Source organism: Arthrobacter sp. E1SS-5 (genome assembly GCF_057073715.1).
Genome location: NZ_CP172703.1, coordinates 3,755,029 through 3,781,494, shown reverse-complemented (window position 1 = coordinate 3,781,494; position 26,466 = coordinate 3,755,029). Strand labels below are relative to the sequence as shown.

Sequence of the window (26,466 nt, the reverse complement as noted above, 5' to 3'; positions counted from 1 at the left end):
CCCGCCCGGGAGCCCTTCCGGACGTACGGATGCCCGCCGTCCCAGCGACGGCGGGCATCCGAGTCTGTGAGTCTTTGGCGTGCGTGTCCGGTCAGTCCAGCGGCAGCGTGACCGTGACACTGGTGCCCCGGCCGGGGCTGGAGGTGATTTCCACGCTTCCGCCCGCTTCCTGGACGGCCACTGACATGAGCCGGAGCCCGTAACCGTGGTGCCGCCCGCTGGTGGCAAGGTGGCTGTCAAAGCCGGTGCCGTCGTCGGAAACTGCCAGTCGGACGCCGTGGTCAACGGCCGCAAGCTGGATGGTGAGCGTGTGCGCGGAGGAGTATTTGAACGCGTTGCTCAGGAGCTCGCGGGCGGACTGGTACAGCAGGGATGCGGAGTCCGCAGGGATCTCAAGGCCCCAGTGCGGAGTGTCCCACTGAACCGCTGTCCCCCGCTGGCGCAGGGGTGCCGTGAGCCGGTCGATGCACCCTGCAACCCCCAGCGTGTGGAAGTCCAGCGGCTGCCGGTCTGTCAGCACGCCGCCAACGCTTGTGACTTCGTTGTCCAACGCTGTTTTGCTTCCCATGACTTCCTGCTCCCCAAAAGCTGGCTTTGCCTATGGCTTCAGCGTGGACCCGATTTGTCTAGGGATGGCAAGGTTTGCCTCAAGATCCCATCAATTTTGCGTGTGGCGGGGACGGGCTGGACCCGGCACCACAACCTGGCCGGGCTGACCGCCTCGGTGGGTTTCCTGACGGCATTCACCGTGCACAAATTGGGGTGCGGCATCTGGTGTAGCGTTCAGGGAGATCACCAGCCTGAGGGGGCAGCGCTTGACCATCGTGACCGTCCAAAAACCAGCGGAACCACTGACGCTGTTTTGGAAACTCATCATCACCCTTGCAGCGATTGTTGGCGTTGGCACCTGCGCGGTCCTGGGTTTCATCTACGTCAGGTTTTTCGTCCCAGTTCCCGGGACGTTGGAAGTGCTGGGGCGGCAGTTGACCAAGCAGGATGCGGTCCACGCCATCCAGGATGAGGAGGGGGATGCGAGGATCGGTGAGTCGCGGCTCCTGGCGGAGTACGAGTCGATGACCTATTACGCCGCCCCCGGAATGGTGCCCGGTGTGGTGTGCCTGGTGGGGAAGTACCCGTACGACGAATACAACTATTGGGAAGCGTGCAACAGTCTGGGCGACGGCCGGGACATCCTGGTGGAGGTGCCGGACCCCGGCAGCAGAACGGTTATCTTTGTCCCGGACCAGTTCGACCACCGCGAATTGGAACGGGACGGGTGGGTGACGCTGCACCGCAACCTTTTGATCCTGCCCCTGACCAAAGCTCCGCAACCTGCGGAGCCTTTGACCAGCAGCGCTCTGCAGCAGGAGAGCGGCCAGGGGCACTCAGTTCCCATGTGACGCTGAAGCCTTTTGCAGGCTCACACTCCTGTCAGGACCGGCGCCGTCAGCCGGCCGTCCCGCATGGTGGCCACCATGTCGGTCAGCGGCACGAACTCGGTGTCATGCGTGACCATCACCGTCGCCACCGAAAACTCCGTGGTCACCTGCCGCAGGAGGGTGATGATCGAAGCGCTGCGCTCGTGGTCCAGTGCCGCCGTCGGCTCATCCACCAGCAGCACCTTGGGGCTTCCCATGAGTGCCCGGGCGATGTTCACGCGCTGGCGCTGGCCGCCGGAGAGCTGGTGCGGCAGCTTCCGGGCGCTTTGAGAGAGCCCCACGACGTCCAGCAGGTCGGCGGCCCGGGCGCGGGCCGCCTTGGCGGGCCTTCCGCGCAGGTGGTGGCTGATGATGAGCTGTTCGACGGCGGTAAGCGAAGGCAGCAGGTTGGGTTGCTGGAAGATGATGCCCACCTTTCCACGGCGCAGCGCCGTAAGCTCCTTGTCCTTGAGTTCAGTGGTGTCGGTGCCGTCGATGATGACCTGCCCGCCGGTGGGCCGGACCAGGGTGGCGGCGGTGGCCAGGAGGCTGGACTTACCGGACCCCGAGGGGCCAACGAGTGCCATCAGCTGACCTGCATGGGCAGCGAGGCTGACCCGGTCCAGCGCGGTGGTGGTGCCGCCGCCGTCGGGATATTCGAGGGTGACGTTGACCAGGCTGAGGAATGCGGGAGTTGTCATGACGGGTTCCTTTCGGAGGAGGGGAAGAGGTTAGTTGCCGCCGAGCGCCAGGAGAGCATCCACCTTGGTGACGCGGCGGACGGCCAGGGCCGCGCCCGCCAGGCCCAGGGCAACGATCCCGACGACGGGAAGCACCGTTGTGCCCGCGTTCAGCTGGAACGGGGCGGCCTGCGCGGCAAAGAAGCCGCCGGCAACGCCCACGGCTCCACCGACTCCGGCGCCGGTCAGCAGCACGATGGCGGCCTGGGTCATGGCGTCCCGCAGGATGTAGGAACTGGGTGCGCCCATGGCCTTCAGCACGGCGATGTCCCTGGTGCGCTGTATGGTCCACACGGTCAGGAAGGCCACGATCACCAGTGCCGAGATTCCGTAGAGGAAGGCCTGCATCAGGGTCAGGGATCCGTTTTCGCTTTTGAAGGAGCCCAAGGCCTGAAAGGATCCGGTGCGGGATTCGCTTACCGTGTGCGCCGCGGCGTTCGCGGCTGCCTCATCAACTGTGGCCCCGTCCGCGTAGGTGACGGCGACGACGGTGGCCAGCTGGCCGCCGTCGGACGCGTGCGCCGCCTTTGCCCACGCCGGCAGGGCTGTCCACACCACGCTGGTGTGCGAATACCATTGGTCCGGCACGACGGCGGCGACGGACAGCTCCACGCCGCCCAGGGACACCTTGTCCCCCTGGCCCACCGACAGCGCCTCCGCCACCGAGGCACCCACCGCGGCAGCCCCGGGCGATACATCGACAGGAGCCAGCGGGCTGCCGGGTGATACCCCGAACACTGCCACGTTCGCTGTGCCGGACCCGTCCGCGGCCTGCGCCCTTGTCTGGGTGATGCCCAGCGGCTCGGCAGAACGGACGCCGGGCTGGGTCTTCCACGTGTCCACCTGCGCGGCGGTCACGGAGCTTTCCGTATAGGAGGACTTGGGGGAGCCGGAGCCGGGTGCGCCGAAGGCGATGGTGTCCACCGGTTCTGCGGCGGACGACCCAAGCCTTCCGATGGCGGATGTGGATTGCTCGGCGAGCCCCGCGGTCAGGCCGGACAGCATGACCAGCAGGAGGGTGATCAGGGCTACGACGCCGCCCATCATGGCGAACCGGCCTTTGGCGAAGCGGATATCGCGGATTGCCAGGAACACGTTGTTTCTTCTCTCAGCAGGGGTGGTTTGTTCTGTTCTTCCACTCTCCCGGCGGCCACCCGTGCGGGCATCGCGGGGATGGTTGATCCGCCGGAATGGAAGGGTTGAGCTGCGGGTCAACCTTTTGGTTGATCCCCTCAGCGCCGTCGCGGCATAAGCTGGTGAAATGCCCGCCACGCCCCTGCCGCCAACATCGGAGACGGCGGAGTCCCGGGGGTTCCTGGGCGCACTGGCGAACGCCTCGTCCGCCGCCATCCTTCGGGTCCTGCGGGTCACCCTGCACACGGGTTTCGCCGTCCTGCTGGCCGTGGGCGTGGCCCGGATGCTGATGGCCGGAGGTTCCCTGCCCTGGGTGTGGGCTGGTGCAGCCGTCGTCCTCGCTGCCGTCTATCTGACCGGCACCGTCCTGGAGAAGCGGCATGCGGAAGGCCGGATTGCCTTCAACCCCCGGCGCTTCGGGCTGCTGTGGCTGGGACTGGTGACGGCGCTGTGGGCGTTCCTGCTCGCCGGAAGTGCCGATTTCGCGTGGCTCGCCTTCCCCATCTTCTTCCTGCACCTGCACCTGCTGCCGCGGCGGCCCGCATTGCTGACCATTGCGCTCATGACGGTGGCGGTGATCGCGTCCCAGTGGGCCGTCAGCGGTGCTTCCGTGCCGCACGCGGCCGCCGTTGTGGGGCCCGTGCTGGGGGCCATCTTCTCAGTGATCACCGGCCTGGCCTACGCCGCCCTCTACCGCGAGGCCGAGAACCAGCGGCGCGCCGCAGATGAGCTTCGCCGCACGCGGGAGGAGTTGGCGCGGTCCCAGCACGAGGCGGGCACGCTGGCGGAGCGGGCGCGGCTGGCCCGCGAAATCCACGACACCCTGGCACAGGGCCTGTCCAGCATCGTGCTGCTGGGGCGGGCGGCGGAGCAGTCGCTGGCGGACGGGGATGCCGCTACTGCGTCCGGCCGGCTGGCGCTGGTGCAGCAGACCGCCGCGGACAACCTGGCCGAGGCCCGCAGTTTTGTCCGCGGGCTGTCCTCGCCCCAGCTGGAGGGCACCACGCTGGTGGAGGCCCTGCGCCGGCTCTGCGACACGACGGAGGCTGCCGCTGCGGCGTCAGGGTCAGCGCTGCGCTGCCGGCTGGAGGTGGACGGCGAACCGCAGGAGTTGACCCAGCCGGTCCGCGTCACCTTGCTGCGCGCGGCGCAGGCGTCCCTGGCGAACGTGCGCGAACACGCCCGGGCCAGCACCGCCGTCGTCAGCGTCGCCTTCCTGGGCTCCGAGGTGACCATGGACGTTTACGACGACGGCACGGGCTTTGATGCGTCAGCTCCGGCAGGTGCGGCGGCCGCAGCGGACGGCAGCGGATACGGGCTGCGCTCGCTGCGCGAGCGGGTCACAGCTTTGAACGGCTCGCTGGCGGTGGAGTCGGCGCCGGGTGAAGGAACCGTGGTGGCCATTCGGCTGCCCGTGGAGGAACAGTGAGCGAGGTGCGCGTCCTGCTCGTGGACGACCATCCCGTGGTCCGCGCCGGGCTGCGCGCCATGCTCACAGGATTCGAAGGCATCTCGATCGCCGCCGAGTCCTCCGACGGGAAGGCTGCGCTGAAGGAACTGGCACGGCTGACGGCCCTGGGTGAGGGGCCCGATGTTGTCCTGATGGACCTGCAGATGGGGGAGGGGATGGACGGTGTCACGGCCACCGCCGAGATCCGGAAGCTCCCCGCGCCGCCGCCGGTGCTCATCCTCACCACGTACGATACGGACGCTGACATCCTCGCAGCCGTCGAGGCCGGGGCCAGCGGTTACATGTTGAAGGATGCCCCGCCGGAGCAGCTGCGGCAGGCGGTGCTGCAGGCCGCTGCGGGCGGCACCGTGTTGGCACCGCGTGCTGCCGCCCTGCTGATGGACCGAATCAGCAACCCTGGCACCTCCCTGACCCCGCGCGAGGTGCAGCTGCTGGAACTGCTGGCCACGGGCCTGTCCAACCGGGCCATCGCCAAGCAGGTGTTCATTTCAGAGGCCACCGTGAAGACGCACCTGGTGCACATCTACGGCAAGCTCGGCGTGGACAACCGCACCGCCGCCATCGCCGCAGCCACCCAGCGCCGGATCATCCGGCCGCCGGGTGCCAAGGGCTGACTTTCGGGGAAAGCGCGACGGCGGGGCCTGGCACCCTGCCGCGTCCCGCCGTCGTCCATCATCAGGTGGCGCGGGAGGCGCCTACCCTGCAGTAGGTTTATGTCACTGCCCCTCAGGCCCCGTTGCCTTTCAGGTGTAACTGTTCAAAGGAGAACGAATGTCCCGTCCGGTTCCAGCCGTTGATGCCCTTCTTGCCACGTACGGTGCGGCCGATGCCTGCGCGGCCCACCTCCTGTGTGACAGCCACGATCCCCACAAGGTTGCCTTTACGGTGGTCGCGGCCGATCTTTCCGCGGAGGACATCACCTACGGTGAGCTCCGGGAGCGTTCGGAACGGGGAGCCGCCGCCCTGGCAGAGCTGGGTATCGGTCCCGGCGACGCGGTGGCCACCCTCATGGGAAAATCCGCGGACCTTGTGGTCATGCTGCTGGCCATTTGGCGGCGCGGGGCCGTCCACGTCCCACTGTTCACGGCGTTTGCGTGGCCGGCCATCGAACTCCGCCTCACAGCCTCCGGCGCCAAGGCAGTGATCACCGACGCCGACCAGCGGGTGAAGATCCAGGAAACCGCGGCCGCCGTGGTGGTTGCCGGTGCGGAAGCGTCCCATCCGGACTTGGCGCTCACGCCGCTCCTGGCCAGGCAGGAGCCGGGGATCGCGTCAGAGGCTGTGGGCGGTGACGGCGCCTTGGTGCTGATCTTTACGTCCGGAACCACGGGTGCCCCCAAGGGTGTGCCGGTGCCCGTCCGTGCGTTGGCCGCGTTCCGCCAGTACGTCGAGCTGGGCCTGGACGTCAGTGAAGAGGATGTCTTCTGGAATGCGGCGGACCCCGGCTGGGCCTACGGCCTGTACTACGGCATCCTGGGGCCAATGGCAGCGGGGCGGCGCAACCTCCTGCTGCAGGCCGGGTTCTCCCCGGAACTCAGCTTCAAGGTGTTGGAAGCATTTTCCGTCACCAACTTCGCGGCGGCTCCCACGGTGTACCGGACCATGCGCGCGAAAACCGACGCCGAAACGGGCCCCTTCGGCCTTCGGCGCGCCTCGTCCGCCGGCGAACCGCTTACCCCGGAGGTGATCAGCTGGGCCCGGGAGGTGCTGGGTGTTCCAGTGCGGGACCACTACGGTCAGACCGAACACGGCATGATGATCATCAACGCCTGGCATGACGACGTGCGGACGGAGCTGAGGCCAGGTTCGATGGGCCGTCCCCTTCCGGGATGGAGCTGCGCGGTCCTCAAGGACAACGCAGATGAACCGGCTGCGCCGGGCGAACTGGGCCGGGTTGCGGTCAACGTGGCGGAAAGTCCCATGATGTGGTTCAGGGGATACCAGGACGCCCCGGAAAAGACGGCCGAAAGGTTCAGTCCGGACGGCACGTGGTACCTGACCGGCGACGCGGGCATGGTAGACCAGGACGGCTTCTATTTCTTCTCCTCCCGGGATGATGACGTGATCATTATGGCGGGCTACAGGATCGGCCCGTTCGATGTGGAGAGTGTCCTGGCCACGCACCCGGCGGTTTTGGAAACTGCCGTGGTGGGCGCTCCGGACGAACTCCGCGGCGAAGTCCTGGAGGCCTATGTGGTCCTGGCGGAGGGGACCACGGGCAGCGATGCCCTGGTGGCCGAGCTTCAAACCATGGTCAAGACGCAGTTCGCCGCACATGCCTATCCGCGCCGCATCCACTTTGTTAAGGACCTGCCCAAGACGCCGTCGGGAAAGCTGCAGCGCTACATCCTGAGGCAGCAGCGGGCCGCGGAGCTGGGGAGCTGACAGGGGCGGAAGGGACGACGGCGGGCAGAAACTTCCGGCCGTTCCGGCGCCTTTTGCTTTGGGTGCTGTTAGCGTGGAGGCCCAGCCACAGAAGGAGGAGCGATGTCCATCAATTCACCTGATTCACTGCCTGAGGATGAGCCGCAGGAAGGTTCGCCAGCCAGCAAGGGCAAGGCCGACGGCGGGATCCCCGGCGGGAAGGACGGCGTCGGAATTTCCGATGGCGCCGCGCCGAACACTTTTGAACCCGAAGAGGACCCGGACGCTGCAGCCGATCCCGCCGACCAGTAGGCCTGAAAAATGACTGCTCAAGGTTGGATCAAGATTCGCCCAAGGCGTCGGTTTTTGGTCTAGGGCCAACCTACTGGCCGGTAATTTGTAATTGCTTCCACGTCAGTTCCCCGGCAGGAAGCATCAGGAGCCCTCGCGCTGGAGCCAGACTCGCGCGGGGGCTCCCCCCAATTAGTCCTTGATTATTACCCGGCTGAATTCACCAGATTGAAGTGCTCAACCACCGGGAACGGCTCGTAGAAGCGGTGCAGCAGCGCGCGCCACTGCTGGTATTCGGGAGATTCGCGGAAACCAACAGTGTGGTCCTCAACCGACTCCCACTCCACGAGGAGCAGATAGGTGTTGGGGGTTTCGACCGACCGGGAAAGGGACAGCGAAACGAAGCCCGGCATGGAGGCGATGATACGGCGGGCCTGGTCGAATGCGGCCTCGAATTCCTCTTCCCGGCCCGCAATGACAGGGAGCAGCGCATGTTCAGTGATCACGGGAGCCAGTCTGGCAGACGGCCCCGCGCACGGCTGGCTACGTGGTGGCGATCCAGTAACGGCGCTTGCCGTTTCGCGTGTCCTGGTACTGGCCGCCGTTCTTCTCGATGGTTGCCCGTGAACCGGCGTTGTCCTCGTCGCAGGTCAGCAAGACCCGCTCGATCCCCAGCGCCCGTGCAATGGGGAGCGCGTCGGCGAGCGCCTTTGCGGCATGGCCGTGGCGCCTCGCGGAGGGCCTGACGCTATAGCCGATGTGCCCGCCTTCGTTGAGGAGATAGTCGTTAAGCTCATGCCTGATGGCGAGCGAGCCAACGAAAGTGCCGGCGTCGACCATCCAAAGGTAGGTGCAGGGCACGTAGCCGGGCTTTCGCACAGTCTCCGGCAGGGCGTCTTTGACCAGGGCGTCCACGAAACGGGCAAATTCCGCCGGGTCCCGAAGGTCTTCCAGCGACCAGCCTTCGGCGCCTGCACCGTCCAGGTGGGCACCCTGGAACTCCGCGGTCCCCTCGAGCCAGGAGGAATGGAGGACCGGGTCCGGGACGATAAGTTGAGCCATCCCAGAATCCTATGCTGCGCAGGAAGGGTGCCGGCTGAGCAAAGTAGACGCGGAAGTGAAACGTGTTCGCGGGCGCTCACGATGGCCGGTACTATCGGCCCCGGACCCATTTTTTGCGGTCTGGAAGGGGGACGATTAGTGGCGGCCACTCACACAACGACAGCAGCTCTCATGGATCCGGTTGGGCGGGACGAGTTACTGCGGGACTACGGCTTGGCCACCCGGCTCGACGAGGCCCCGTTGGCCGCAGTCGCGGAATCGTCCACCGAACCACTTGAAAATCTCGTCGAGCTCGCTGTTAAGCTCTCCGGCGTCCCCTACGGCGTGATCAACGTAGTCACCTCTGACGAACAGCGCCAAGTGGCCGCCGTCGGGATTGACGCCGGGATCTGTTCCCGGAACGACTCCATGTGCTCGAAGGTCTTCCTCTCGGGCGAGGCCACCGTGGTTCCAGATGCCTCCCTGGACCCGCGCTTCGCGGCAAACCCCTTTGTGACCGGAGAAATCGCCGCCGTCCGGTTCTATGCGTCCGTGCCGCTGGAAACGGCCTCCGGGTTCGTCATCGGGTCCCTGTGCGTCTTCTCCGATTCGCCTGCGGCGCTAAGCAAGGAACAGCAGGACATGCTGGAGGTCCTGGCCCGCCAGGCCGTGCAACTGCTCGAACTCCAGCGCCGCACCCTGCAGCTGCACACCGCGCTGAATGATGTGCGGGAAAGCAACGCCAAACTGGCGGAGTTCGCCGGCCGCGTCAGCCACGACCTTCGCGGCCCCCTCACCACCATGCTGGGCTACGTGGAAATGGGCGAGGACGACTTGGACACCGACCACCCCGCCGCAGAGTACTTCCAGCTCATCGGTGCCAGCGGCCACAGGATGCTCGCGATGCTTGAAGACGTCCTGAGCTACTCACGGATGGGCGGAAGCATCCAGCGGCAGCCGGTATCCCTCCATACCGTGGCCGCTGAGGTGGCCAACGACCTGGGGCTCCCGTTCGGCCCCGACGCTGTCGTGGACAGCGAGGACCTGAAGCTTCAGGTGGACCAGGGTCAGCTGCGTACCCTGCTGCAGAACCTGGTGGCCAATGCCGTCAACTATCCGAGCCCGGACCGGGACCTCAAAGTGCGTATCAGCGGCATCTCCAACTATCACGGGGTCACGGTCCTGGTGGCGGACAACGGCAAGGGCATTGCCGTGGAGCACAGGCAGCGTGTGCTGGAGCCTTTGGTCCGGCTCTACCGGGAGGGCGACGGACAAGGGTCCGGTCTGGGACTGGCGATCTGCCGGCGCATTGCCGAGGCGCACGGCGGAGAGCTGACGCTCAAGGAGACGCCGGGCGGCGGAACCACGGCAGTGATCAGCTTCCCGGCTGACTTGTAGGGACTTTAAACGGCTCCGGGCCGGCCGCGGAGTGCGGCCGGCCCGGAGGCTCGTGGTGTTGCTTAGTTCAGGTCGAAGCGGTCCAGCTCCATGACCTTGGTCCAGGCGGCCACGAAGTCGTTCACAAACTTCTCCCTGGCGTCCCCGCTTGCATACACCTCTGCCAGCGCCCGCAGCTGCGAGTTGGAACCGAACACCAGGTCAACCGAAGTGGCCGTCCACTTTAGTTCGCCGGTGGCAACGTCGGTGATCTCGTAGGCGTTCTCCTCGGACTCGGAAGCCTTCCACTTGGTGCCGGGCGAGAGCAGGTTGACGAAGAAGTCGTTCGTCAGGACCTGCGGCTTGTCCGTCAGTACGCCATGGCTGGAACCGCCCACGTTGGTGCCCAGCGCGCGCATGCCGCCCACCAGCGCCGTCATTTCCGGTGCGGAGAGGTCCAGCATGTACGCCTTGTCCAGCAGGAGGGTTTCCGGCTGGAGCTTCAGCCCCGGGCGCAGGTAGTTGCGGAACCCGTCGGCCTTCGGCTGCAGGTAACCGAAGGATTCGACGTCGGTCTGCTCCTGTGCCGCGTCCGTGCGGCCCGGACGGAACGGCACCGTGACGGGGAACCCGGCGTCGGCCGCTGCCTTTTCCACGGCGGCGGCGCCGCCCAGGACAATCAGGTCCGCAAGCGAAACCTTCTTGCCGCCGGACTGTGCCGCGTTGAACTCCTCCTGCACCCGCTCCAGCACCGGAAGCACGGCATCCAGCTGCTCGGGCTCGTGCGCCTCCCAGCTGCGCTGCGGCTCCAGCCGGATGCGCGCGCCGTTGGCACCGCCGCGGCGGTCGGTCTTGCGGTACGTAGCAGCCGATGCCCAAGCCGTGCCGGCCAGCTGCGGGATGGTCAGGCCGGAGTCGAGGAGCTTTGCCTTGAGCTGGGCGATGTCCTGCTCATCAATCAGTTCATGGTCGACGGCGGGAACGGGATCCTGCCACAGCTGCGGTTCCGGAACCCACGGGCCCAGCATGTGCGGGCCTACGGGGCCCATGTCGCGGTGCAGCAGCTTGTACCAGGCCTTGGCGAAGGCCAGCGCGAATTCGTCCGGGTTCTCCAGGAAGCGCCGGCCGATCTTCTCGTAGGTGGGGTCGAAGCGCAGCGACAGGTCCGTGGTCAGCATGGTGGGGCGGTGCTTCTTGTTGGGGTCGTGCGCGTCCGGGATGATCTCGGGGGCGTCCTTGGCCACCCACTGGTGCGCGCCGCCGGGGCTCTTGACCAGTTCCCATTCGTACTCGAACAGGATCTCGAGGAAGCGGTTGCTCCACTGCGTGGGCTTGTCCGTCCAGGTGACTTCCAGGCCGGACGTGATGGTGTCGCCGCCCTTGCCGCTGCCGTAGGTGCTGAGCCAGCCAAGGCCCTGCGCCTCGAGGTTGGCACCCTCGGGCTCGGGGCCCACGTGGGCGTCTGCAGGGCCGGCGCCGTGGGTCTTGCCGAAGGTGTGGCCGCCGGCGATCAGCGCGAAGGTCTCTTCGTCGTTCATGGCCATGCGCTTGAACGTCTCGCGAATGAACGCGGCAGCAGCCACGGGATCCGGGTTGCCCATGGGGCCTTCGGGATTGACGTAGATGAGGCCCATCTCGGTGGAACCGACGTTGTCCGCCATGGTGCCTTCACCGGTATACCGCTCGTCACCGAGCCAGGCGTCCTCGGGGCCCCAGATAATCTGTTCGGGCTCCCATACGTCCTCACGTCCGAAAGCGAAGCCGAACGTCTTGAAGCCCATGGACTCCAGGGCAACGTTGCCCGCGAGGACCAGCAGGTCGGCCCAGGACAGTTTCTGGCCGTACTTCTGCTTGACGGGCCACAGCAGGCGGCGGGCCTTGTCCAGGTTGGCGTTGTCCGGCCAGCTGTTCAGCGGCGCGAACCGCTGGCTGCCGTCCCCGGCGCCACCGCGGCCGTCGTGGACGCGGTAGGTTCCGGCGGCGTGCCAGCTCATACGGATCATCAGGCCGCCATAGTGGCCAAAGTCCGCCGGCCACCAGTCCTGGGAAGTGGTGAGGACCTCAGTGATGTCCCGCTTGAGCGCCTCGACGTCGAGCTTCTGGAATTCCTCCCGGTAGCTGAAGGAGGGGCCCAGCGGGTTGCTTGCCTGGCCGTGGGTGTGCAGTACGGAGAGGTCCAGCTGGTTGGGCCACCAGTCCTGGTTGGTCCGCGGCCGGTGGCCCTTGGGCTGCGGCGAATCGATTGCCGGGTTTTCACTCTCACTGCCCTGGGCGGTGGCACTGCCATGGGCCACCGGGCACCCGCCCTCAACCTTCTGGTCCAGGCCCTGTGCGCTCCCGGGAGTGGGGACCGGAGGATGGTCTTGGGGTTCGGTCATGTGCTTTTTCCTTCCGTTGGGCCGAGGCCGCGGTTGGACTCGGGCAGCCGGTGCAACCCTCCTATTTGAACATGGACCGGTGACAGCGCAAGTCACACCTACGCCATGGGTGAAACCCGCCGGCTGGTCACCCCGATCGAGCCCACCCGGCCCGTCGCTTCCGAAGTGATTTCCGAGCAATGGAATATCTGCCGGACGCCGCGGCTTGTCGCCAGTGGGCCCTTGTTGGCCTAATGTCCCGGCGCGAGGCAGCGCGCGGGCCTCCGCCAAAGCGTGAGGCCGTGCTGACGTGCGGACACCCAGCACCTAAACCAAGAGGAGCACCATGACTACGGCATCAGGAACAGCAGCAGGCAACGGCCGGACGGCCCTGGTGGTCGGCGCCACCGGCATCGCGGGGTCCGCCCTGGTGGATACCCTGGTTGGCCAAGGCTGGGCAGTTCTTGCCTTGTCCCGGCGGCCCGGCCCGGAGCGTTCCGGCGTCACCTGGCTTTCCGCAGACCTGACCTCCGCTTCCTCACTCGCCGCCGCGCTTGCTCCGGAGAACCCCGCACATGTCTTTTTCACCGCATGGTCCAGGCGCGCCACCGAGGAGGAGAACATCGCCGTCAATGCGGGCATGGTGCGTGACCTCCTCGCAGCACTGCGGGGCAAGGACGTGGCGCATGTGGCCCTGATGACCGGGCTCAAGCACTATCTGGGACCGTTCGAGGCGTACGCCGCCGGGGAAATGCCGGATACACCCTTCCATGAGGAGGAACCACGCCTGCCGGTACCCAACTTCTACTACGCCCAGGAGGACGAACTCTGGGCCGCAGCAGCCCAGCAGGGGTTCACCTGGTCAGTGCACCGCGCACACACCGTCATCGGGCATGCGGTGGGCAACGCCATGAACATGGGCCTCACGCTCGCCGCGCAGGCAACCCTCTGCCGGGACAGCGGGGAGCCGTTCGTGTTCCCGGGTTCCGAAACCCAGTGGAACGGCTTGACCGACATGACGGACGCGGGCCTGCTCGCCGAGCACATGCTCTGGGCCTCCACCACTCCCGCGGGCGCCAACGAAGCCTTCAACATCGTCAACGGCGATGTGTTCCGCTGGCGCTGGATGTGGCCGAAACTGGCCGCCTATTTCGGCGTGGAGTGGGAGGGATACCAGGCGGAGCCCCGTCCGCTGGAACAGTCCATGGCCGGCCGGGAGGACCAATGGCGGCGGATCGCCGAGGAAAACAACCTTCGCGAACCGGAGCTGGACCGGGTGGCGTCGTGGTGGCACACGGACGGCGACCTGGGGCGGAATATCGAGGTGGTGACGGACATGGGCAAGAGCAGGGATGGCGGTTTCACAGGGTACCGGCGGACGCCGGACGCGTTTACCTCACTGTTTGACCGCTATCGTGCCGATCGCCTGATTCCCTGATTACCCGGTCACGGCCGGCCAGCAGACCCATCAATGCCAGCACCGCCATGGCACCGGCGGTGGCGAACAGTGGAAGCGTCCAGTCTGCGGTGACGTCATGGAGTGCGCCGAAAACCACTGGACCCGCGGCGCCAAGCGCGTAGCCCACGGATTGGGCCATTCCGGACAGTGATGCCGCCTGCGGGTGGCTCACGGTCCGGAGGCTGAACAGCGACAGGGCAATGACGATGAGGCTCCCGCAGCCCAAAGCACCCAGGACAACCCACAGCAGGATGAGGTCCGGGGCCAGGGCCAGGCCCAGGAAGGTCACGAACACCAACGCCCCGCTGGCAAAGGAAACCAGCCGTTGGTCCGATCCGCGGTGAAGGACGCCACCCGTCCCCAGGCTGGCGAACACGCTGATCAGCAGGAAGACGGAAAGGTGCACGCCGGCAGTGGTGGCGGGGGTCCCGCGGCTTTGTTCGATGGTGGGCAACCACGCCATCAACACGTAAAAGGCGATCGACTGCAGCCCCATGAAGGCAGTCACCTGCCAGCCCAGGGCCGACCCCCAGGGCGACCGGGAGGCGGCTTCGGGCTTGGCGGAGTGCCCTGCAGTTGCGGTGTGCCGGCGGAGCCAGGGCAGGAGCACCGCCATGGCGATGAGGGCCAATCCCGCCCACACTCCCAGGGCGACGCGCCACCCTGCCGGGGACGTTTGTGCCACGGGTACGACGACGGCGGCCCCCACTGCTGCGAAGGCGGCCTGGGCAGCGGTGTAGCTTCCGGTGACCTGGCTGACGCGCAACGGAAAGTCCCGTTTGACGAGGGAGGGCACCAGGACGTTGAGAAAGGCAATGGCGACGCCGATCAGAACAGTTCCCGCCCAGAGCAAGCCGGGCACGGGCAAGGAGCGAAGCACGATGCCGGCGGCGAGAATCAGCAGGGACGTCCACAGTGCCCGGTCCAGGCCCAGGCGGGAAGCGAATCCGGGGGCCAACGGCGAGAAGACCGCGAAGGCGATCAGCGGGAGGCCGGTGAGGAAACCCGCTGCGGCACTGGACAGCCCGAGGTCGCTGCTGATGTTGACCAGGACCGGCCCCACGCTGACAAAGGACACCCGAAGGTTGACGGCGATAAGCAGGACGCCGATAAAGGCCATTCCGAATCTCGCAGTACGTTGTGGAGCATTCTGTGTGGCGGCAGGCATCGTTCGTTCTTCCATCATTCGGTGATGTGGCGCTTCTTGGCGACCTATCAGTTCTCTCACATGGACGTACCCACCGGCGCTTCTGAATCTCCCGCAGGACCGCTGCAATACGCCGTGGGAGAACTGCCGTTTTTCCCAGCCAACTGGCAGGATCAACTGCCCTTTCCGGACGTACACTGACCTTCGCACGAGGTTTTGTGGACACTCCGTCAGGTGAGGGCTCTGCGTATGCTCTGGAAGTTGCTTGTCGAATACCTTCGGCCGCACCGGCTGCTGCTCGCCGCCGTCGTGGTTTTCCAACTGGCGCAGTCCATCGCGTCGCTGTACCTGCCCACGCTGAACGCGGACATCATTGACCAGGGTGTGGCCCGGGGCGATACCGGCTACATCCTGTCCACCGGCAGCGTCATGTTGCTCGTTACGCTCGCCCAGATCGCCTGCACCGTTGTGGCCGTGTACTTTGGCGCCAAAGCTGCGATGGGGCTGGGCCGTGACCTGCGCGGTGCCATCTTCGAGCGGGTGGGGCAGTTCTCCGAGCAGGAGGTCAGCCGGTTCGGTGCCCCCAGCCTCATCACCCGCTCCACCAACGACGTGCAGCAGGTCCAGCAGTTGGTCCTGATGTCCGCCACACTCATGGTGGCCGCCCCCATGCTCAGCATCGGCGGGGTGATCATGGCCATCCGGCAGGACGCCCAACTGTCCTGGCTCATTGCCGTATGCGTCCCGGTGCTGCTCATCGCCGTCGGACTTATTGTCACGCGAATGGTGCCGTTGTTCCGCAAGATGCAGGCCCGGATCGACACCGTGAACCGCGTGCTGCGCGAGCAGCTCACCGGCATCCGGGTGGTGCGGGCGTTCGTGCGCGAGGACGTGGAGACGGAGCGGTTCGCGGGCGCCAACACGGACGTCACCGATGTGGCACTCCGCGCCGGCCGGCTGATGGCCCTGATGTTCCCAACGGTGATGCTGGTCCTGAACGTCTCCAGCGTGGCCGTAATCTGGTTCGGCTCGTTCCGGATTGAGGACGGATCCATGCAGGTGGGCACCCTGATCGCGTTCCTGAGCTACCTGATGCAGATTTTGATGTCCGTCATGATGGCCACCTTCATGGCAGTGATGATCCCGCGCGCGTCGGTGTCCGCGGACCGCATCGGCGAGGTGCTGGGCACCAGCTCCAGCGTCCTGCCGCCGGAACAGCCGGTCGCCAGCGCAGTCCGGCGCGGTGAGTTGGAAATGTGCGACGTCGGATTCGCTTACCCGGGTGCCGACCAGCCCGTCCTGGCAGGCATCAGTTTCATCGCGCGTGCGGGGGAGACGACGGCGATCATTGGCAGCACCGGCTCGGGCAAGACCACCCTGGTCAACCTGATGCCGCGGCTCTTCGACGTCACCTCCGGGGCCGTGCTGATGGACGGCGTAGACGTGCGCGACCTGGACCCGGACCTGCTGTGGGGGCACATTGGCCTGGTGCCGCAAAAGCCCTACCTGTTCTCCGGCACCGTCCGCAGCAACCTGCTGAACGGCAACCCGGACGCCACCGAGGAGGAGCTGTGGGACGCGCTGGACATTGCCCAGGCGCGGGACTTCGTGGAGCGGATGGAAGAGGGGCTGGACGCGCCCATCTCACAGGGCGGCACCAACGTTTCCGGTGGGCAGCGGCAGCGGCTAGCTATCGCCCGGGCCCTGGTGAAGCGGCCCGAGCTGTATATCTTTGACGATTCCTTCTCCTCCCTGGACACCGGCACGGATTCCCGGCTGCGCCAGGCGCTCAAGCGCAATATTGCCGGTGCCACCATGGTGGTCATCGCGCAGCGTGTGTCCAGCATTGTCGACGCGGACCAGATCCTGGTGCTCGACGACGGCAGGATCGTTGCGAACGGGACGCACCATGAGTTGCTTGAGACGTCGGAGACGTACCGCGAGATTGTTTCGTCCCAGCTGGCAGCGGAGGAGACGGTATGAGCCAGCGACCCACTCCAGGGGCCGGCACCAAAGCCGCGCCCGCCTCCGGAACCGGCCAGGCCGCCGTCGTACGCATTCCAAGGCCGCGCGGCGGCCCCGGGCACGGTGGACCTTTTGCCGGGATGAACGTGCCCGCGGAGAAGGCCATGAACTTTGGCGCCTCTGCCAAGCGACTGTTGGGTACGCTGCGGCCGGAACGGTTCTGGTTGATGCTGGTGCTGCTCATGGCCGTGGCGGGCGTGGTGCTGCAGGTGATCGGGCCGCGGCTGCTGGGCGAGGGCACCAACCTGATTTTCGCCGGCGTGGTGTCCAAGCAGCTGCCGCCGGGGATGACGCAGGCGCAGCTGATTGCCATGCTGCGGGCGTCCGGGGAGAACCAGAAGGCGGACATGCTCAGTGCCATGACGCTGACGCCCGGCGCGGGAATCGACTTCGGCGCGCTGGCGGGTGTGCTGACGTGGGCGCTGGTGCTGTACGTGCTGGGGTCGGCGTTCATGTGGGGGACGGCGTATGTGCTGAACGGCGTGGTGCAGCGGACGGTCTTTGGGCTGCGCGAGCAGATTGAGGCGAAGATCAACCGGCTGCCCCTGCGGTATTTCGATTCGATCCAGCGCGGCGAGCTGCTCAGCCGGGTGACCAACGATGTGGACAACATCTCGCAGAGCCTGCAGCAGTCCATCAGCCAGGCGGTGACGTCGGTGCTGACGGTGGTGGGCGTGCTGGTGATGATGTTCATCCTGTCGCCCACCCTGGCGCTGATCGCGCTGGTGACCATTCCGCTGACGCTGGGGATCACTACGTTGATTGCCAAGCGCTCGCAGAAGCTGTTCGTGCAGCAGTGGAAGAACACGGGCGAGCTGAACGGGCAGATTGAGGAGACCTACACGGGGCATGCGCTGGTGAAGGTGTTTGGCCGGCAGCGTGAGGTGGGGGAGCGGTTCCGGCAGAAGAACGCCGAGCTGTACGAGGCGAGCTTCGGGGCGCAGTTCATTTCCGGGCTGATCATGCCGGCCATGACGTTCATCGGGAACCTGGTGTACGTGGGGATTGCCGTGGTGGGTGGCCTGCAGGTGGCGTCCGGGGCGATGCAGCTGGGCGATGTGCAGGCGTTCATCCAGTACTCGCGGCAGTTCACGCAGCCGCTGGCGCAGTTGGGATCCATGGCAAACCTGCTGCAGTCCGGCGTGGCCTCCGCCGAGCGGGTGTTTGAGCTGCTGGATACGGAGGAGCAGTCGGCGGATCCTGTGGGAGCTGCGCTGCAGAGCCCGGACGGGCGGGCGCGCGGGCGGCTGGTGTTTGAGGACGTGTCCTTCTCTTATTCGCCGGACAAACCGCTGATTTCTGACCTGTCTTTGGTGGCGGAGCCGGGGCAGACGGTGGCGATAGTCGGGCCCACGGGGGCGGGCAAGACCACGCTGGTGAACCTGATGATGCGGTTCTACGAGCTGGACGCCGGGCGGATCACGCTGGACGGGGTGGACATCACCACCATGAGCCGGCACGACCTGCGCTCGCGGATGGGGATGGTGCTGCAGGATACGTGGCTGTTCGGCGGGACCATCCGGGACAACATCGCGTACGGACGGCCTACTGCTACTTCTTCCGAGGTGCTGGAGGCAGCCCAGGCCACTTATGTGGACCGGTTCGTAAAGTCGCTGCCCGAGGGGTACGACACGGTGCTGGACGACGAAGGGTCCAACGTGTCCGCGGGCGAGAAGCAGCTGCTGACCATTGCGCGGGCGTTCCTGGCGCAGCCTTCTGTGCTGATCCTGGATGAGGCGACCTCTTCCGTGGACACCCGGACCGAGGTGCTGGTGCAGAAGGCGATGAGCGCTTTGCGCTCCGACCGGACGTCATTCGTGATCGCGCACCGCCTGTCCACGATCCGCGACGCCGACCTCATCCTGGTGATGGAGAACGGGCAGATCGTGGAGCAGGGAAACCATGCATCACTGCTGGCTGCGGGCGGGGCCTACGCGCGGCTGTACGAGGCTCAGTTCGCGGCGCCGGTGGCGGAGGTTTAAGAACCCGTGGGTGGCAGGGGGCACTGTAGACAACTAATGTGCAGGATATCGACGCCCATCGTCCGTTGCGGACCCTTGGTTCTTGCACGGGCTGGAAGTAGACAGAGGCTCTCGGACCGAGTTCTGGGAATTTCGGGTATGGCAACAGCGCCAGCCTTTTCGACCTAAGTGCGGATCTGCGACTACTGAGTTTCGAGTGCAAGGACACTGCGAATGGCGAAGTCGCGACGCTGGGCCTCTGTCAAGTCTTGATCTTTTCTGTCCGACACCTCGTAGCTTGCGACCCCGTCGGAGGGCGAGATGTCGCTTAGCACGGCAGACCTCGAGGCCTCTCCAATGCTGAAGTTGAACTCGTCTTCTCGGAAGGTGACGTCGTACTTGATGTCAGTTCCAACCCATTCGGTGAAGGATACGAATGCTGTGGCAGCCTGAATGAGCGTTTCAGCGTCCACGATGCGGTCTTCGAGAAAGCCACCGTGGTCCTCAAGATCAGCAATCCAGATGCAGAAAGATGTCATAGGAATTAGTTCCTGCCGTTTCAAAGTAGCAGTGAGGGGTTCATTACGTACCTCGGCAACCCAGTTTGCTACAACTTCTGCATATGCATTCTTGATATCCGCCGCTTCGTGACGTCTAAATCGCTGTACGTTGTATGCGCTCCTGGTGATGGCAAGATACCCAAATCGCGCGATAATATCTTGCGTTGAAACAAGCTTTGTGGCTATTGCCAAGAATATTTCATGGTTCAGCCAGTGCTCCGCTGATACCACTCGGCTGAACTCGCCATTGCCCCTAGCCCGCAATTTAAGGTTCATATTTTCGGCAAAATCAAGGATAGTGGCGGAGGTGTGTTGTTTTTTGCGTCGGAAACTCATAACTATTTCCAATGCTAGTGCAGCACGCTCTCGGTCCGAGCTAAGTAATATATTCTCCAAGTCCTTTGCATAATGTGATCCTGAGGCCTCCTGCTCAAGTTCACGCAGCGCGGTCTGCGTTCTCCGTTCGCTAACGTCATCATCAGGTAGTCCGACTTGGAAATAGCGTTCAAAGTACCGCGATACCTGCATCCTGCCTTGCCGATCTGAGAACGCCCCCGCGAGTCCGGCCGGTTTGAATAGAAAATTAACTGCTTGGTGAACTACTTTGGAGTGTCCTCTGGTGACGAGGCTTTCTATTCGTTCAACGCGTAACCTTTGTGTCTCCGCTGTGTCTCCTTCCCTCCAAGAGGTGTAGTCCTCGGGATTGAGACGGATGTGATCCCAGACCCGATGGTGGGCAATGCGCAGCCAAGTCAAGGCGGCGAAGTCGAGAGCATCCACTTCTGCCTCAGTCAGGAGTGGAGAAAGACTGATCATTTGTTCCCGAAAGCGCTCGGCTGCCCGCGGAGTTTCGAGGCCAAGTGCAAGAATTCTGATCAGCTCTTCTCGCTGTTCCCCGTATTCTGCGCCGAGCTTGCCCTCCAGCGGACTAATGGCGTCAAGAATGGACCTACTCCAGCGGCGGCGAACCACCAGGGGTGCGGGAGGAACCTCAAATGGGTACTGAACAATCTTCTCCATAAACTCCGAGCTCTCACCCGTGGAGCCCATTGAGTCGAGAACCCGCTCGACTGTCGCTTGGTCGTAAGCCATAAGGTAATGAACATTGGTAAATCGACCGAGCAGCCGAACAACCCGAAGAAGCGCTCGAAGTTCATCTCCATCCAGTCGGTCGACATCATCTACGACGACGAGAACGCGTCTGTGTAAACCTCCGATATCTTTGCTTATTTTTCCAAACTCAGAATGCCACGATGGCCGCTTCGTCATCTCGGCTATTAATTCTGATGTAAGAGACGCCATTGCTCCCTCTACTACGGGAATCATCTTCAAGGTGGGCGCGCCTAAGCGAGAATACTTCGTAAGTTTTTCTTTTATTGGTGAAGACTGGGGAAACGCTTCAGTGAGGGTGGAAACAAATTCTGCGGTGATGGACTCAACGTCTGCTACAGACCAAGGGCTAAACCATACAACGGTCCACTCTTCTAGTTGTCCGACCACATCCTTCAATAGGGTCGTCTTTCCGCTTCCCCACGGTCCGACCAAGCCAAAAACCGTTGAGCTCTGGCCATCCGCGCAGGAATCAATGCGACTCGCTACGACCCTGGTGAACTGATCGCGACCTGCGATATCACTCTTGTTTCTTGCTTCATCGTTCCAAGGCATAGGGGGCTTGACTCTTCCATCCATGCCGATAGTCAACCACTCGATTAGTCCGAGCGATGGTTATGAATCGCGCAACTATCAATGCCCGCCCACGTCGGTTGAGCGTCATCTAACAACATCTATGTTGAGCGTCATCTAACAACATCTATTCAGGAACCTGAAGAACGGAAGCAGATCGTCGCAAACTTTCCATCACGATCAAAACGAAAGCGGACGACGCCGGGCCCACCCGCCGTCGTCCGCTCCGCCCAAGCCCCAACAGGGGAGGGTGACTACCTCAGTGCCACAGCCCCAGCGCGAACTCCGCAATAACCGTGGCCAGCAGGAACGACGCCGTGATGGCCACGAGTCCCACCGGGATAATCTTCCAGCCGATGTTCTTCAGCAGCGGGATGTCCTTGCCCAGGGACAGGCCGGCGAGGGTCAGCATCACGGTCGCGATGGACAGGAAGTCCACGGTCTTCACGGCCGCGTTCAGCGGCTCCGCCGCGAAGAACCACGGGCTCGAGATGTACGCGCCGATGGTAGTGATGAACACGATCGCGGAGATCTTGCGGGTGACCTTCGCCAGCGCAATACCCACCAGGACCAGTGCTAGCAGGATGACATACCCCACCACGATCGAGAGGCTCAGCCCCTTCGCCGCCACCGCCGCCGTGCCAATGCCCAGCACAGTCAGGACGGACAGCGAAAGCCACAGGGGCAGCTTGATCTCCGCGGAGGATGCGGCCACCCGCTCACGGAACCGCCGGTTCTCCTCCGCCTGAGCGGCCTCGCGCTCGGCGTCGGCAGCGGAGGCGGCGGAAGCAGCGGATCCAGCCGGAGCACCGGAGCCACCAGCACCAGCAGCCACAACCTCCCGGCTCTCCTGCCTCCGCGTCAGCACCCGGTAGAACTTGTCCGCCAGCGGCAGCGCAATGTAGATGCCCACGTACACACCGAGCACGGTGGTGATCAGGTTGGACACAGCGGCCATGCCTAGGATCGCTTCCTGGTCGGCCGGGTAGGCGGCGGTGATGCTCGCGGCGGAGGCTGCCATCATGGACCCGGACCCCACGCCGGCGCCCATGGCCAGCGCCAGCGGGTCGAAGATCTTCCAGTTGGACACCAGCGAGGTCAGCAGCGTGATGAACACGGCGCCGAACAGCGTCCCGAACACATACATCGCCAGCACGCCGCGGTACTGGTCCGAGTCCGGTCCGTACTTCTCGGACACCATCGCAAAGGACGGCTCACGGTCCAGCGAGAACGTGGCACCCACGGTCGCCTTGCCCATCCGCAGCAGCACCGCCAGCGGAAGCGCCAGCACGATGGTGCCCAGCAGGTGGCCCACCTCCTGCAGCAGCAGCGCCGGGCCGGCCTTCAGCAGCGTGGGCAGGCTGGGGCCGATGTTGAACGCCAGCCGCGCCACCAGCAGCAGCACGGCAACGCCCACCAGGGCAGCGGCCACGCGCTGCAGGTCGATCCCCAGCGGTTTGAACTTCTGAATGGACACCAGCAGGCCCAGGATCAGGCCCCACACCATGGGGAAAATGATGATCGCGCCGATGCCCAGATCGATTTTCGCCTGCCCAATGAACTGCACGGCCAGGGCAATCACGAACGCCAGCGCGGCGATGGGGATGGTCAGCCTGGTGCCGGCCGTTTCGGTCCGGGCTGCTTTGACAGTGCTCATGATGCGCCTTCCTGGGTGACAGCTTCCTGGGTGGAAGTACGACGGCGGTACGCCGCCTGGGTGAAGCGTTGACGTTGGGTGGGGGTTGAGGCAGCACCGGCGACGGTCCATGCCAGCGCGGTGGCGGCCTCGAACATCACCCCGTACGCCTGGGGAGTGTCCGCCAAGGCGGCGAACGCATGCGAGTGGATGGGAACGTCCGCGCCCGGGATGCTCAGCCACGGATGCAGGGACGGGATGACCTGGGAGATGTTGCCCATGTCCGTGGACCCGCCGCTCAGGCCGGACGACCGGGATGTGTCCTTGCCGAACGCATCCATCGCCGCGGTCCAGTGCGCCGCCAGGTCATCGTCCTGGATCAGCGGCTCGTATAGGGGCTCGGTGTCCTCGAACTCAAGGGTGGTGCCGGTGGCCAGAGCCGCACCTTCAAAGCACCGCCGCACCCGCTCCAGCAGCGCGTGGAACTCGGGCAGGGTGAAGGCCCGGCATTCGAACTCCACCACGGCCTTTTCCGGGATGATGTTGGTGACGTGCCCGGCCTCGGCCACGAAGCAGGCAATCCGGTGGTCGGATGGGATCTGCTGGCGCAGCAGGCCGATCGCCACCTGGCTCAGCACAGCGGCGTCCGCGGCGTTCACGCCCTGGTGCGGTGCCGCCGCAGCGTGCGCCGCCTTGCCGGTGAACGTCGCCTTGTACCGGCCCACGGCCTGGGCGCTCGTGCCGGCCGGGTTGTAGGTGAGCCCGTCCTGCACCGGGTGGACCATCAACGCCAGCCCCACGCCGTCGAACGCTCCCTGCTCCAGCATCAGCGCCTTGCCGCCGCCGTGCTCCTCGGCAGGGGTGCCGATCGCCTTGAGCCTGATGCCGAGCTGGTCTACGAACGGCCGCAGCGCCAGGGCCGCGGCCACGGATGCGCCGGCAATTAGGTTGTGGCCGCAGGCGTGCCCGATCCCCGGCAGCGCGTCGTACTCCACGCACAGCGCCACCGTGAGGTCGCCGCTGCCCGCGGTCGCCGTGAACGCGGTGGGCAGGCCGCTCGTGCCGCGCTCCACCTCGAAGCCGCCCTCTTCCAGCAGCGCGCTGATCGCCTCCGCGGACCGGACCTCCTCGAAGGAGATTTCCTTGAAGCCGTGGATGTCCTTGGCCAGCGCCTCCACCTTGGGCTTCCAGCGTTCGACGCCGTCCGCGAGGGAAGCGCGCACGTCATCTTGCGCTGTGGTTGTGTCAGTCGTATCCATGGGTCTCCTAGTAGGACAGCGAAGGGAAGGGGGAGCCGGCGGCGCGCGTGGGCACCCAGACGGCCTTGGTCTGCGTGTACTCGTCCAGGACGCCCGGGCCGGAGGAGCGGCCGTGGCCCGAATCGCCGAACCCGCCGAATGGAACCGCCACGTGGATGGTCTTGTAGGCGTTGATCCAGAACGTCCCGGCCTTGACCTCACGGGCCACGTGGTGGGCGCGGGACACGTCCGAAGTCCACACGGCGCCAGCCAGGCCGAAGGCGGTGTTGTTGGCGCGGGCGATGGCTTCGGCCTCTGTGTCGAACGCATCGGCCCCGACCACAGGCCCGAAGACCTCGGTGGTTTCCAACCGGTTCTCCGGGGTGACGCCGTCCAGCAGCGTGGGCATCACCCAATGCCCGCCCTTCAGAGCCGAGCCGCTCACCGACTCCGGCAACGCGGCCCCGGTAAGGCGGCGGCCGCCGTCGTTCATTCCCGCCTCGATCAGGCCGGTGACCGTGGCGAACTGCTGGGGCGTGATGATGGGGCCCACCTCGGTGTCCGCGCTGAGCGGATCGCCCACGCGCAGCAGGGCGGCCTTGGCGGCCACCATCTCCACGAACTCCGAGTGCACGCTGCGTTCCACCAGCAGCCGCGACCCGGCCACGCAGGACTGCCCGGCGCCGGAGAAGATGGCGGAGATGGCACCCTCGGCGGCGCGCTCCAGGTCGGCGTCGGCGAAGACGATGTTGGCGCTCTTGCCGCCGAGCTCCAGCAGCGCGGGGATGCCCGCCTGCGCTGCGGCTACGGCCACGCGGCGTCCGGTGGGCACGGAACCGATGAAACTGACCTTCCCGACGCGCGGATCGGTGGTGAGTGCCGCGCCGACAGTCTGGCCCAGGCCGGCGGCCACGTTGAAGACACCGGCGGGCAGGTCCGCCTCATGCGCGATCTGGGCGAGCCGGACGGACGACGCCGGGGTGAACTCGCTGGGCTTGATGATCACCGCATTGCCGGCAGCGAGAGGAGCGGCGGAGTTCCAGCCGGCCGTGAACATGGGTGCGTTCCAGGGGGTGATGGCGACGACGACGCCCCAAGGCACGCGCTCGGTGTAGGTGTGCCAGTTGCCCGGAACGGGGATGGTCTGGCCGGTGAGCTTGTCCGCCCAGCCGGCGTAGTAGCCAAACATCTCCGCCACTTTGGCCGCTTCTGCGCGGGCGTCCCGGATGGGCTTGCCGGTGGTGGCGGATTCCAGGATGGCCAGTTCTTCGGCATGCTGCTCCACGGCGCGGCTGACGTTCCGGAGGATGGCCGCCCGCTCGAAACCGTTCATCGCGCCCCAAACCCGGGCTCCCGCCGTCGCACTTTCCAGGATGGCGTTGGCACCCTCGGCGCCGGGGTCCGCGTAGGTGGCGAAAGGCTCGCCGGTGGCGGCGACGGTGAGGGTGATGCTGCCCCCGCTGCCGGTAGCGACGCGGCCGTCGACGAAGGCGCCGAGGCCGGCCGGGAAGGCGGCGTCCAGGACTGCTTTGGCTGTGGCGGCAGAGGATGAGGTCGGTGCTGTGGTGATCGTCAAAATGCTGTTCCTTTGGGGGACTGCGTCGCGCGGGGTATCAGGCGGCGGTTGTTGATTCGGGGGTACCGGTCTGTGGGGCGCCGGCAGGGGTGATGGCGGGGGCTACGGTGCGGGCGATCTCGGTAAAGTCGGCGCGTGGGCCGAGGACCGCCAGGGCGTCCTGCCACTGGCTGGCAACTGCCGCAAGGAGTGCCGGCTTCTCGCCGATCTGTGCGGCCACGTCCACGGCGAGGGACGCGTCCCGGGCCATCAGGCCCATGGAGAAGCCGGAATCGTGGCTGCCGGTGAGGATCCAGTTGGGGTACATGGCAGCCGAGACCTTGCTGCCGCCGGACGCGCCGCTGATGCTGGCTGCGGCGGTGGCGGGGTCGATTCCGTACGCCTTGGCCACGCCCAGGGCCTCGCCCACGGAGGCCAGGTTGGCGGCGGCCAGGACGTTGTTGAGGAGCTTGACCACGTTGCCGCTGCCGGGACCGCCGATGTGGCTGTAGTTGCCGCCGGTGAGCGCCAGCAGGACGGGCCCGGCGGCTTCCAGCGCAGCGTCCGTGGCACCAACGAAGGCGCTGAGTGAACCGGTGGCGGCGCCGTCCCGGCCGCCGGACACAGGAGCGTCGATGAACGCCGCGCCGTGGATTCCCGCGAGTTCGGCCATGCGCTTGCTGGTGGCGGGCTCGGAGGTGGTGGTGTCGATGATGGCGACAGTTCCCGGGGCTGCCAGAAGCTGCGGCACCGTGCTTTCCACGATGCTCGCGGCGGGCAGGGAAAGGACCGCATAGGGGGTTCCGGCGACCGCGGCCAGGGTGTCGGCGGTGCTGATGCCTGTCTTTTCGGCTGCTTCCCGCGCGGCGTCCGACGGGTCGAAGCCGGTGACGTCCCAGCCCGCTTTGTGCAGTGTGGCGGCCATTGCTCCGCCCATGGCGCCGAGGCCGATGACGGCGATGCGGCGGTTCTGTGGCTCGTTCATATAGGGGTACTCCTGAGTGCCTGT

The 26,466-nt window shown here is 65.6% G+C and carries 21 protein-coding genes; 9 read left to right on the top strand and 12 right to left on the bottom strand.

The features are described 5' to 3' along the window. Positions 1-91 precede the first annotated feature (91 nt). On the bottom strand, positions 92-568 hold the full coding sequence (locus tag ACIGJD_RS17715) for a sensor histidine kinase (protein WP_483687315.1): 477 nt from the start codon (positions 566-568) through the stop codon (positions 92-94). 256 nt (positions 569-824) lie between these two features. Here ACIGJD_RS17715 and ACIGJD_RS17710 point away from each other — a divergent pair, with 256 nt between their 5' ends. Beyond that, on the top strand, positions 825-1,400 hold the full coding sequence (locus ACIGJD_RS17710; RefSeq protein ID WP_483689536.1) for a hypothetical protein: 576 nt from the start codon (positions 825-827) through the stop codon (positions 1,398-1,400). Between the two features lie 20 nt (positions 1,401-1,420). Here the strand turns inward: ACIGJD_RS17710 and ACIGJD_RS17705 are convergent, their stop codons facing one another. Together ACIGJD_RS17705 and ACIGJD_RS17700 are read right to left on the bottom strand one after the other, a co-directional pair. After that, complete coding sequence (locus tag ACIGJD_RS17705; RefSeq protein WP_483687314.1) at positions 1,421-2,119, bottom strand: ABC transporter ATP-binding protein; 699 nt, start codon at positions 2,117-2,119, stop codon at positions 1,421-1,423. A 30-nt stretch (positions 2,120-2,149) separates the two neighbouring features. Next, complete coding sequence (locus tag ACIGJD_RS17700; RefSeq protein ID WP_483687313.1) at positions 2,150-3,253, bottom strand: FtsX-like permease family protein; 1,104 nt, start codon at positions 3,251-3,253, stop codon at positions 2,150-2,152. 166 nt (positions 3,254-3,419) lie between these two features. On the opposite strand from ACIGJD_RS17700, the gene ACIGJD_RS17695 reads away from it, so the two are divergent. The 4 genes from ACIGJD_RS17695 (at position 3,420) to ACIGJD_RS17680 (ending at position 7,439) form a co-directional block, all read left to right on the top strand. Then, on the top strand, positions 3,420-4,721 hold the full coding sequence (locus ACIGJD_RS17695) for a sensor histidine kinase (protein WP_483687312.1): 1,302 nt from the start codon (positions 3,420-3,422) through the stop codon (positions 4,719-4,721). After that, the gene (locus ACIGJD_RS17690; protein ID WP_483687311.1) at positions 4,718-5,377 is read left to right on the top strand and encodes a response regulator; all 660 of its coding nucleotides are present in this window, start codon (positions 4,718-4,720) and stop codon (positions 5,375-5,377) included. Before ACIGJD_RS17695 ends, ACIGJD_RS17690 begins: the two co-directional genes overlap by 4 nt. A gap of 157 nt (positions 5,378-5,534) precedes the next feature. Continuing rightward, complete coding sequence (locus ACIGJD_RS17685) at positions 5,535-7,148, top strand: AMP-binding protein (protein ID WP_483687310.1); 1,614 nt, start codon at positions 5,535-5,537, stop codon at positions 7,146-7,148. A gap of 102 nt (positions 7,149-7,250) precedes the next feature. After that, positions 7,251-7,439 (top strand): hypothetical protein, encoded by a 189-nt coding sequence (locus ACIGJD_RS17680; protein ID WP_483687309.1) that lies wholly within the window; start codon positions 7,251-7,253, stop codon positions 7,437-7,439. Positions 7,440-7,624: 185 nt separating this feature from the next. Here ACIGJD_RS17680 and ACIGJD_RS17675 read toward each other — a convergent pair whose 3' ends face one another. Next, entirely contained in the window at positions 7,625-7,924 is a 300-nt protein-coding gene (locus tag ACIGJD_RS17675) for an antibiotic biosynthesis monooxygenase family protein (protein WP_483687308.1), read from the bottom strand. Between the two features lie 37 nt (positions 7,925-7,961). Further along, complete coding sequence (locus tag ACIGJD_RS17670) at positions 7,962-8,480, bottom strand: GNAT family N-acetyltransferase (protein ID WP_483687307.1); 519 nt, start codon at positions 8,478-8,480, stop codon at positions 7,962-7,964. Positions 8,481-8,651: 171 nt separating this feature from the next. Here ACIGJD_RS17670 and ACIGJD_RS17665 point away from each other — a divergent pair, with 171 nt between their 5' ends. After that, positions 8,652-9,857, top strand: a complete 1,206-nt coding sequence (locus tag ACIGJD_RS17665; protein ID WP_483687306.1) for a GAF domain-containing sensor histidine kinase — start codon at positions 8,652-8,654, stop codon at positions 9,855-9,857. Positions 9,858-9,919: 62 nt separating this feature from the next. Here the strand turns inward: ACIGJD_RS17665 and katG are convergent, their stop codons facing one another. Beyond that, positions 9,920-12,214: a catalase/peroxidase HPI gene (gene katG, locus ACIGJD_RS17660; protein ID WP_483687305.1), complete on the bottom strand. Its 2,295-nt coding sequence runs from the start codon at positions 12,212-12,214 to the stop codon at positions 9,920-9,922. A 325-nt stretch (positions 12,215-12,539) separates the two neighbouring features. Here katG and ACIGJD_RS17655 point away from each other — a divergent pair, with 325 nt between their 5' ends. Next, entirely contained in the window at positions 12,540-13,631 is a 1,092-nt protein-coding gene (locus ACIGJD_RS17655) for an SDR family oxidoreductase (RefSeq protein WP_483687304.1), read from the top strand. On the opposite strand, the gene ACIGJD_RS17650 is transcribed toward ACIGJD_RS17655, so the two are convergent. Next, positions 13,585-14,772 carry an MFS transporter gene (locus ACIGJD_RS17650; RefSeq protein WP_483687303.1) on the bottom strand — a complete coding sequence of 396 codons (1,188 nt, stop codon included), beginning with the start codon at positions 14,770-14,772 and terminating at the stop codon, positions 13,585-13,587. The two genes, ACIGJD_RS17655 and ACIGJD_RS17650, sit on opposite strands and share 47 nt — an antisense overlap. 276 nt (positions 14,773-15,048) lie before the next feature. Here ACIGJD_RS17650 and ACIGJD_RS17645 point away from each other — a divergent pair, with 276 nt between their 5' ends. Together ACIGJD_RS17645 and ACIGJD_RS17640 are read left to right on the top strand one after the other, a co-directional pair. Continuing rightward, a complete protein-coding gene (locus tag ACIGJD_RS17645) occupies positions 15,049-16,782 on the top strand; it encodes an ABC transporter ATP-binding protein (RefSeq protein WP_483687302.1) in 1,734 nt (577 codons plus the stop codon). Further along, entirely contained in the window at positions 16,779-18,806 is a 2,028-nt protein-coding gene (locus ACIGJD_RS17640; protein ID WP_483687301.1) for an ABC transporter ATP-binding protein, read from the top strand. The genes ACIGJD_RS17645 and ACIGJD_RS17640 overlap by 4 nt, the downstream gene beginning before the upstream one ends. Positions 18,807-18,988: 182 nt before the next feature. On the opposite strand, the gene ACIGJD_RS17635 is transcribed toward ACIGJD_RS17640, so the two are convergent. The 5 genes from ACIGJD_RS17635 to ACIGJD_RS17615 form a co-directional block, all read right to left on the bottom strand. After that, positions 18,989-21,010, bottom strand: a complete 2,022-nt coding sequence (locus ACIGJD_RS17635) for a KAP family P-loop NTPase fold protein (RefSeq protein WP_483689535.1) — start codon at positions 21,008-21,010, stop codon at positions 18,989-18,991. A 277-nt stretch (positions 21,011-21,287) separates the two neighbouring features. Next, entirely contained in the window at positions 21,288-22,685 is a 1,398-nt protein-coding gene (locus ACIGJD_RS17630; protein WP_483687300.1) for a DUF3100 domain-containing protein, read from the bottom strand. Beyond that, entirely contained in the window at positions 22,682-23,923 is a 1,242-nt protein-coding gene (locus tag ACIGJD_RS17625) for an amidohydrolase (RefSeq protein ID WP_483687299.1), read from the bottom strand. Before ACIGJD_RS17625 ends, ACIGJD_RS17630 begins: the two co-directional genes overlap by 4 nt. A gap of 7 nt (positions 23,924-23,930) precedes the next feature. Next, positions 23,931-25,478 carry an aldehyde dehydrogenase family protein gene (locus ACIGJD_RS17620; protein WP_483687298.1) on the bottom strand — a complete coding sequence of 516 codons (1,548 nt, stop codon included), beginning with the start codon at positions 25,476-25,478 and terminating at the stop codon, positions 23,931-23,933. A gap of 37 nt (positions 25,479-25,515) precedes the next feature. Next, positions 25,516-26,442 carry an NAD(P)-dependent oxidoreductase gene (locus tag ACIGJD_RS17615; RefSeq protein ID WP_483687297.1) on the bottom strand — a complete coding sequence of 309 codons (927 nt, stop codon included), beginning with the start codon at positions 26,440-26,442 and terminating at the stop codon, positions 25,516-25,518. Positions 26,443-26,466 lie beyond the last annotated feature (24 nt).

What these genes read in the sequence shown, in the direction of transcription:
- katG (WP_483687305.1), bottom strand. Translation starts at nt 12,214, where the DNA reads ATGACCGAACCCCAAGACCATCCTCCGGTCCCCACTCCCGGGAGCGCA.
- ACIGJD_RS17635 (WP_483689535.1), bottom strand. Translation starts at nt 21,010, where the DNA reads ATGCCTTGGAACGATGAAGCAAGAAACAAGAGTGATATCGCAGGTCGC.
- ACIGJD_RS17640 (WP_483687301.1), top strand. Translation starts at nt 16,779, where the DNA reads ATGAGCCAGCGACCCACTCCAGGGGCCGGCACCAAAGCCGCGCCCGCC.
- ACIGJD_RS17705 (WP_483687314.1), bottom strand. Translation starts at nt 2,119, where the DNA reads ATGACAACTCCCGCATTCCTCAGCCTGGTCAACGTCACCCTCGAATAT.
- ACIGJD_RS17695 (WP_483687312.1), top strand. Translation starts at nt 3,420, where the DNA reads ATGCCCGCCACGCCCCTGCCGCCAACATCGGAGACGGCGGAGTCCCGG.
- ACIGJD_RS17655 (WP_483687304.1), top strand. Translation starts at nt 12,540, where the DNA reads ATGACTACGGCATCAGGAACAGCAGCAGGCAACGGCCGGACGGCCCTG.
- ACIGJD_RS17715 (WP_483687315.1), bottom strand. Translation starts at nt 568, where the DNA reads ATGGGAAGCAAAACAGCGTTGGACAACGAAGTCACAAGCGTTGGCGGC.
- ACIGJD_RS17645 (WP_483687302.1), top strand. Translation starts at nt 15,049, where the DNA reads ATGCTCTGGAAGTTGCTTGTCGAATACCTTCGGCCGCACCGGCTGCTG.
- ACIGJD_RS17615 (WP_483687297.1), bottom strand. Translation starts at nt 26,442, where the DNA reads ATGAACGAGCCACAGAACCGCCGCATCGCCGTCATCGGCCTCGGCGCC.
- ACIGJD_RS17630 (WP_483687300.1), bottom strand. Translation starts at nt 22,685, where the DNA reads ATGAGCACTGTCAAAGCAGCCCGGACCGAAACGGCCGGCACCAGGCTG.
- ACIGJD_RS17650 (WP_483687303.1), bottom strand. Translation starts at nt 14,772, where the DNA reads ATGGCCTTTATCGGCGTCCTGCTTATCGCCGTCAACCTTCGGGTGTCC.
- ACIGJD_RS17665 (WP_483687306.1), top strand. Translation starts at nt 8,652, where the DNA reads ATGGATCCGGTTGGGCGGGACGAGTTACTGCGGGACTACGGCTTGGCC.
- ACIGJD_RS17670 (WP_483687307.1), bottom strand. Translation starts at nt 8,480, where the DNA reads ATGGCTCAACTTATCGTCCCGGACCCGGTCCTCCATTCCTCCTGGCTC.
- ACIGJD_RS17685 (WP_483687310.1), top strand. Translation starts at nt 5,535, where the DNA reads ATGTCCCGTCCGGTTCCAGCCGTTGATGCCCTTCTTGCCACGTACGGT.
- ACIGJD_RS17680 (WP_483687309.1), top strand. Translation starts at nt 7,251, where the DNA reads ATGTCCATCAATTCACCTGATTCACTGCCTGAGGATGAGCCGCAGGAA.
- ACIGJD_RS17625 (WP_483687299.1), bottom strand. Translation starts at nt 23,923, where the DNA reads ATGGATACGACTGACACAACCACAGCGCAAGATGACGTGCGCGCTTCC.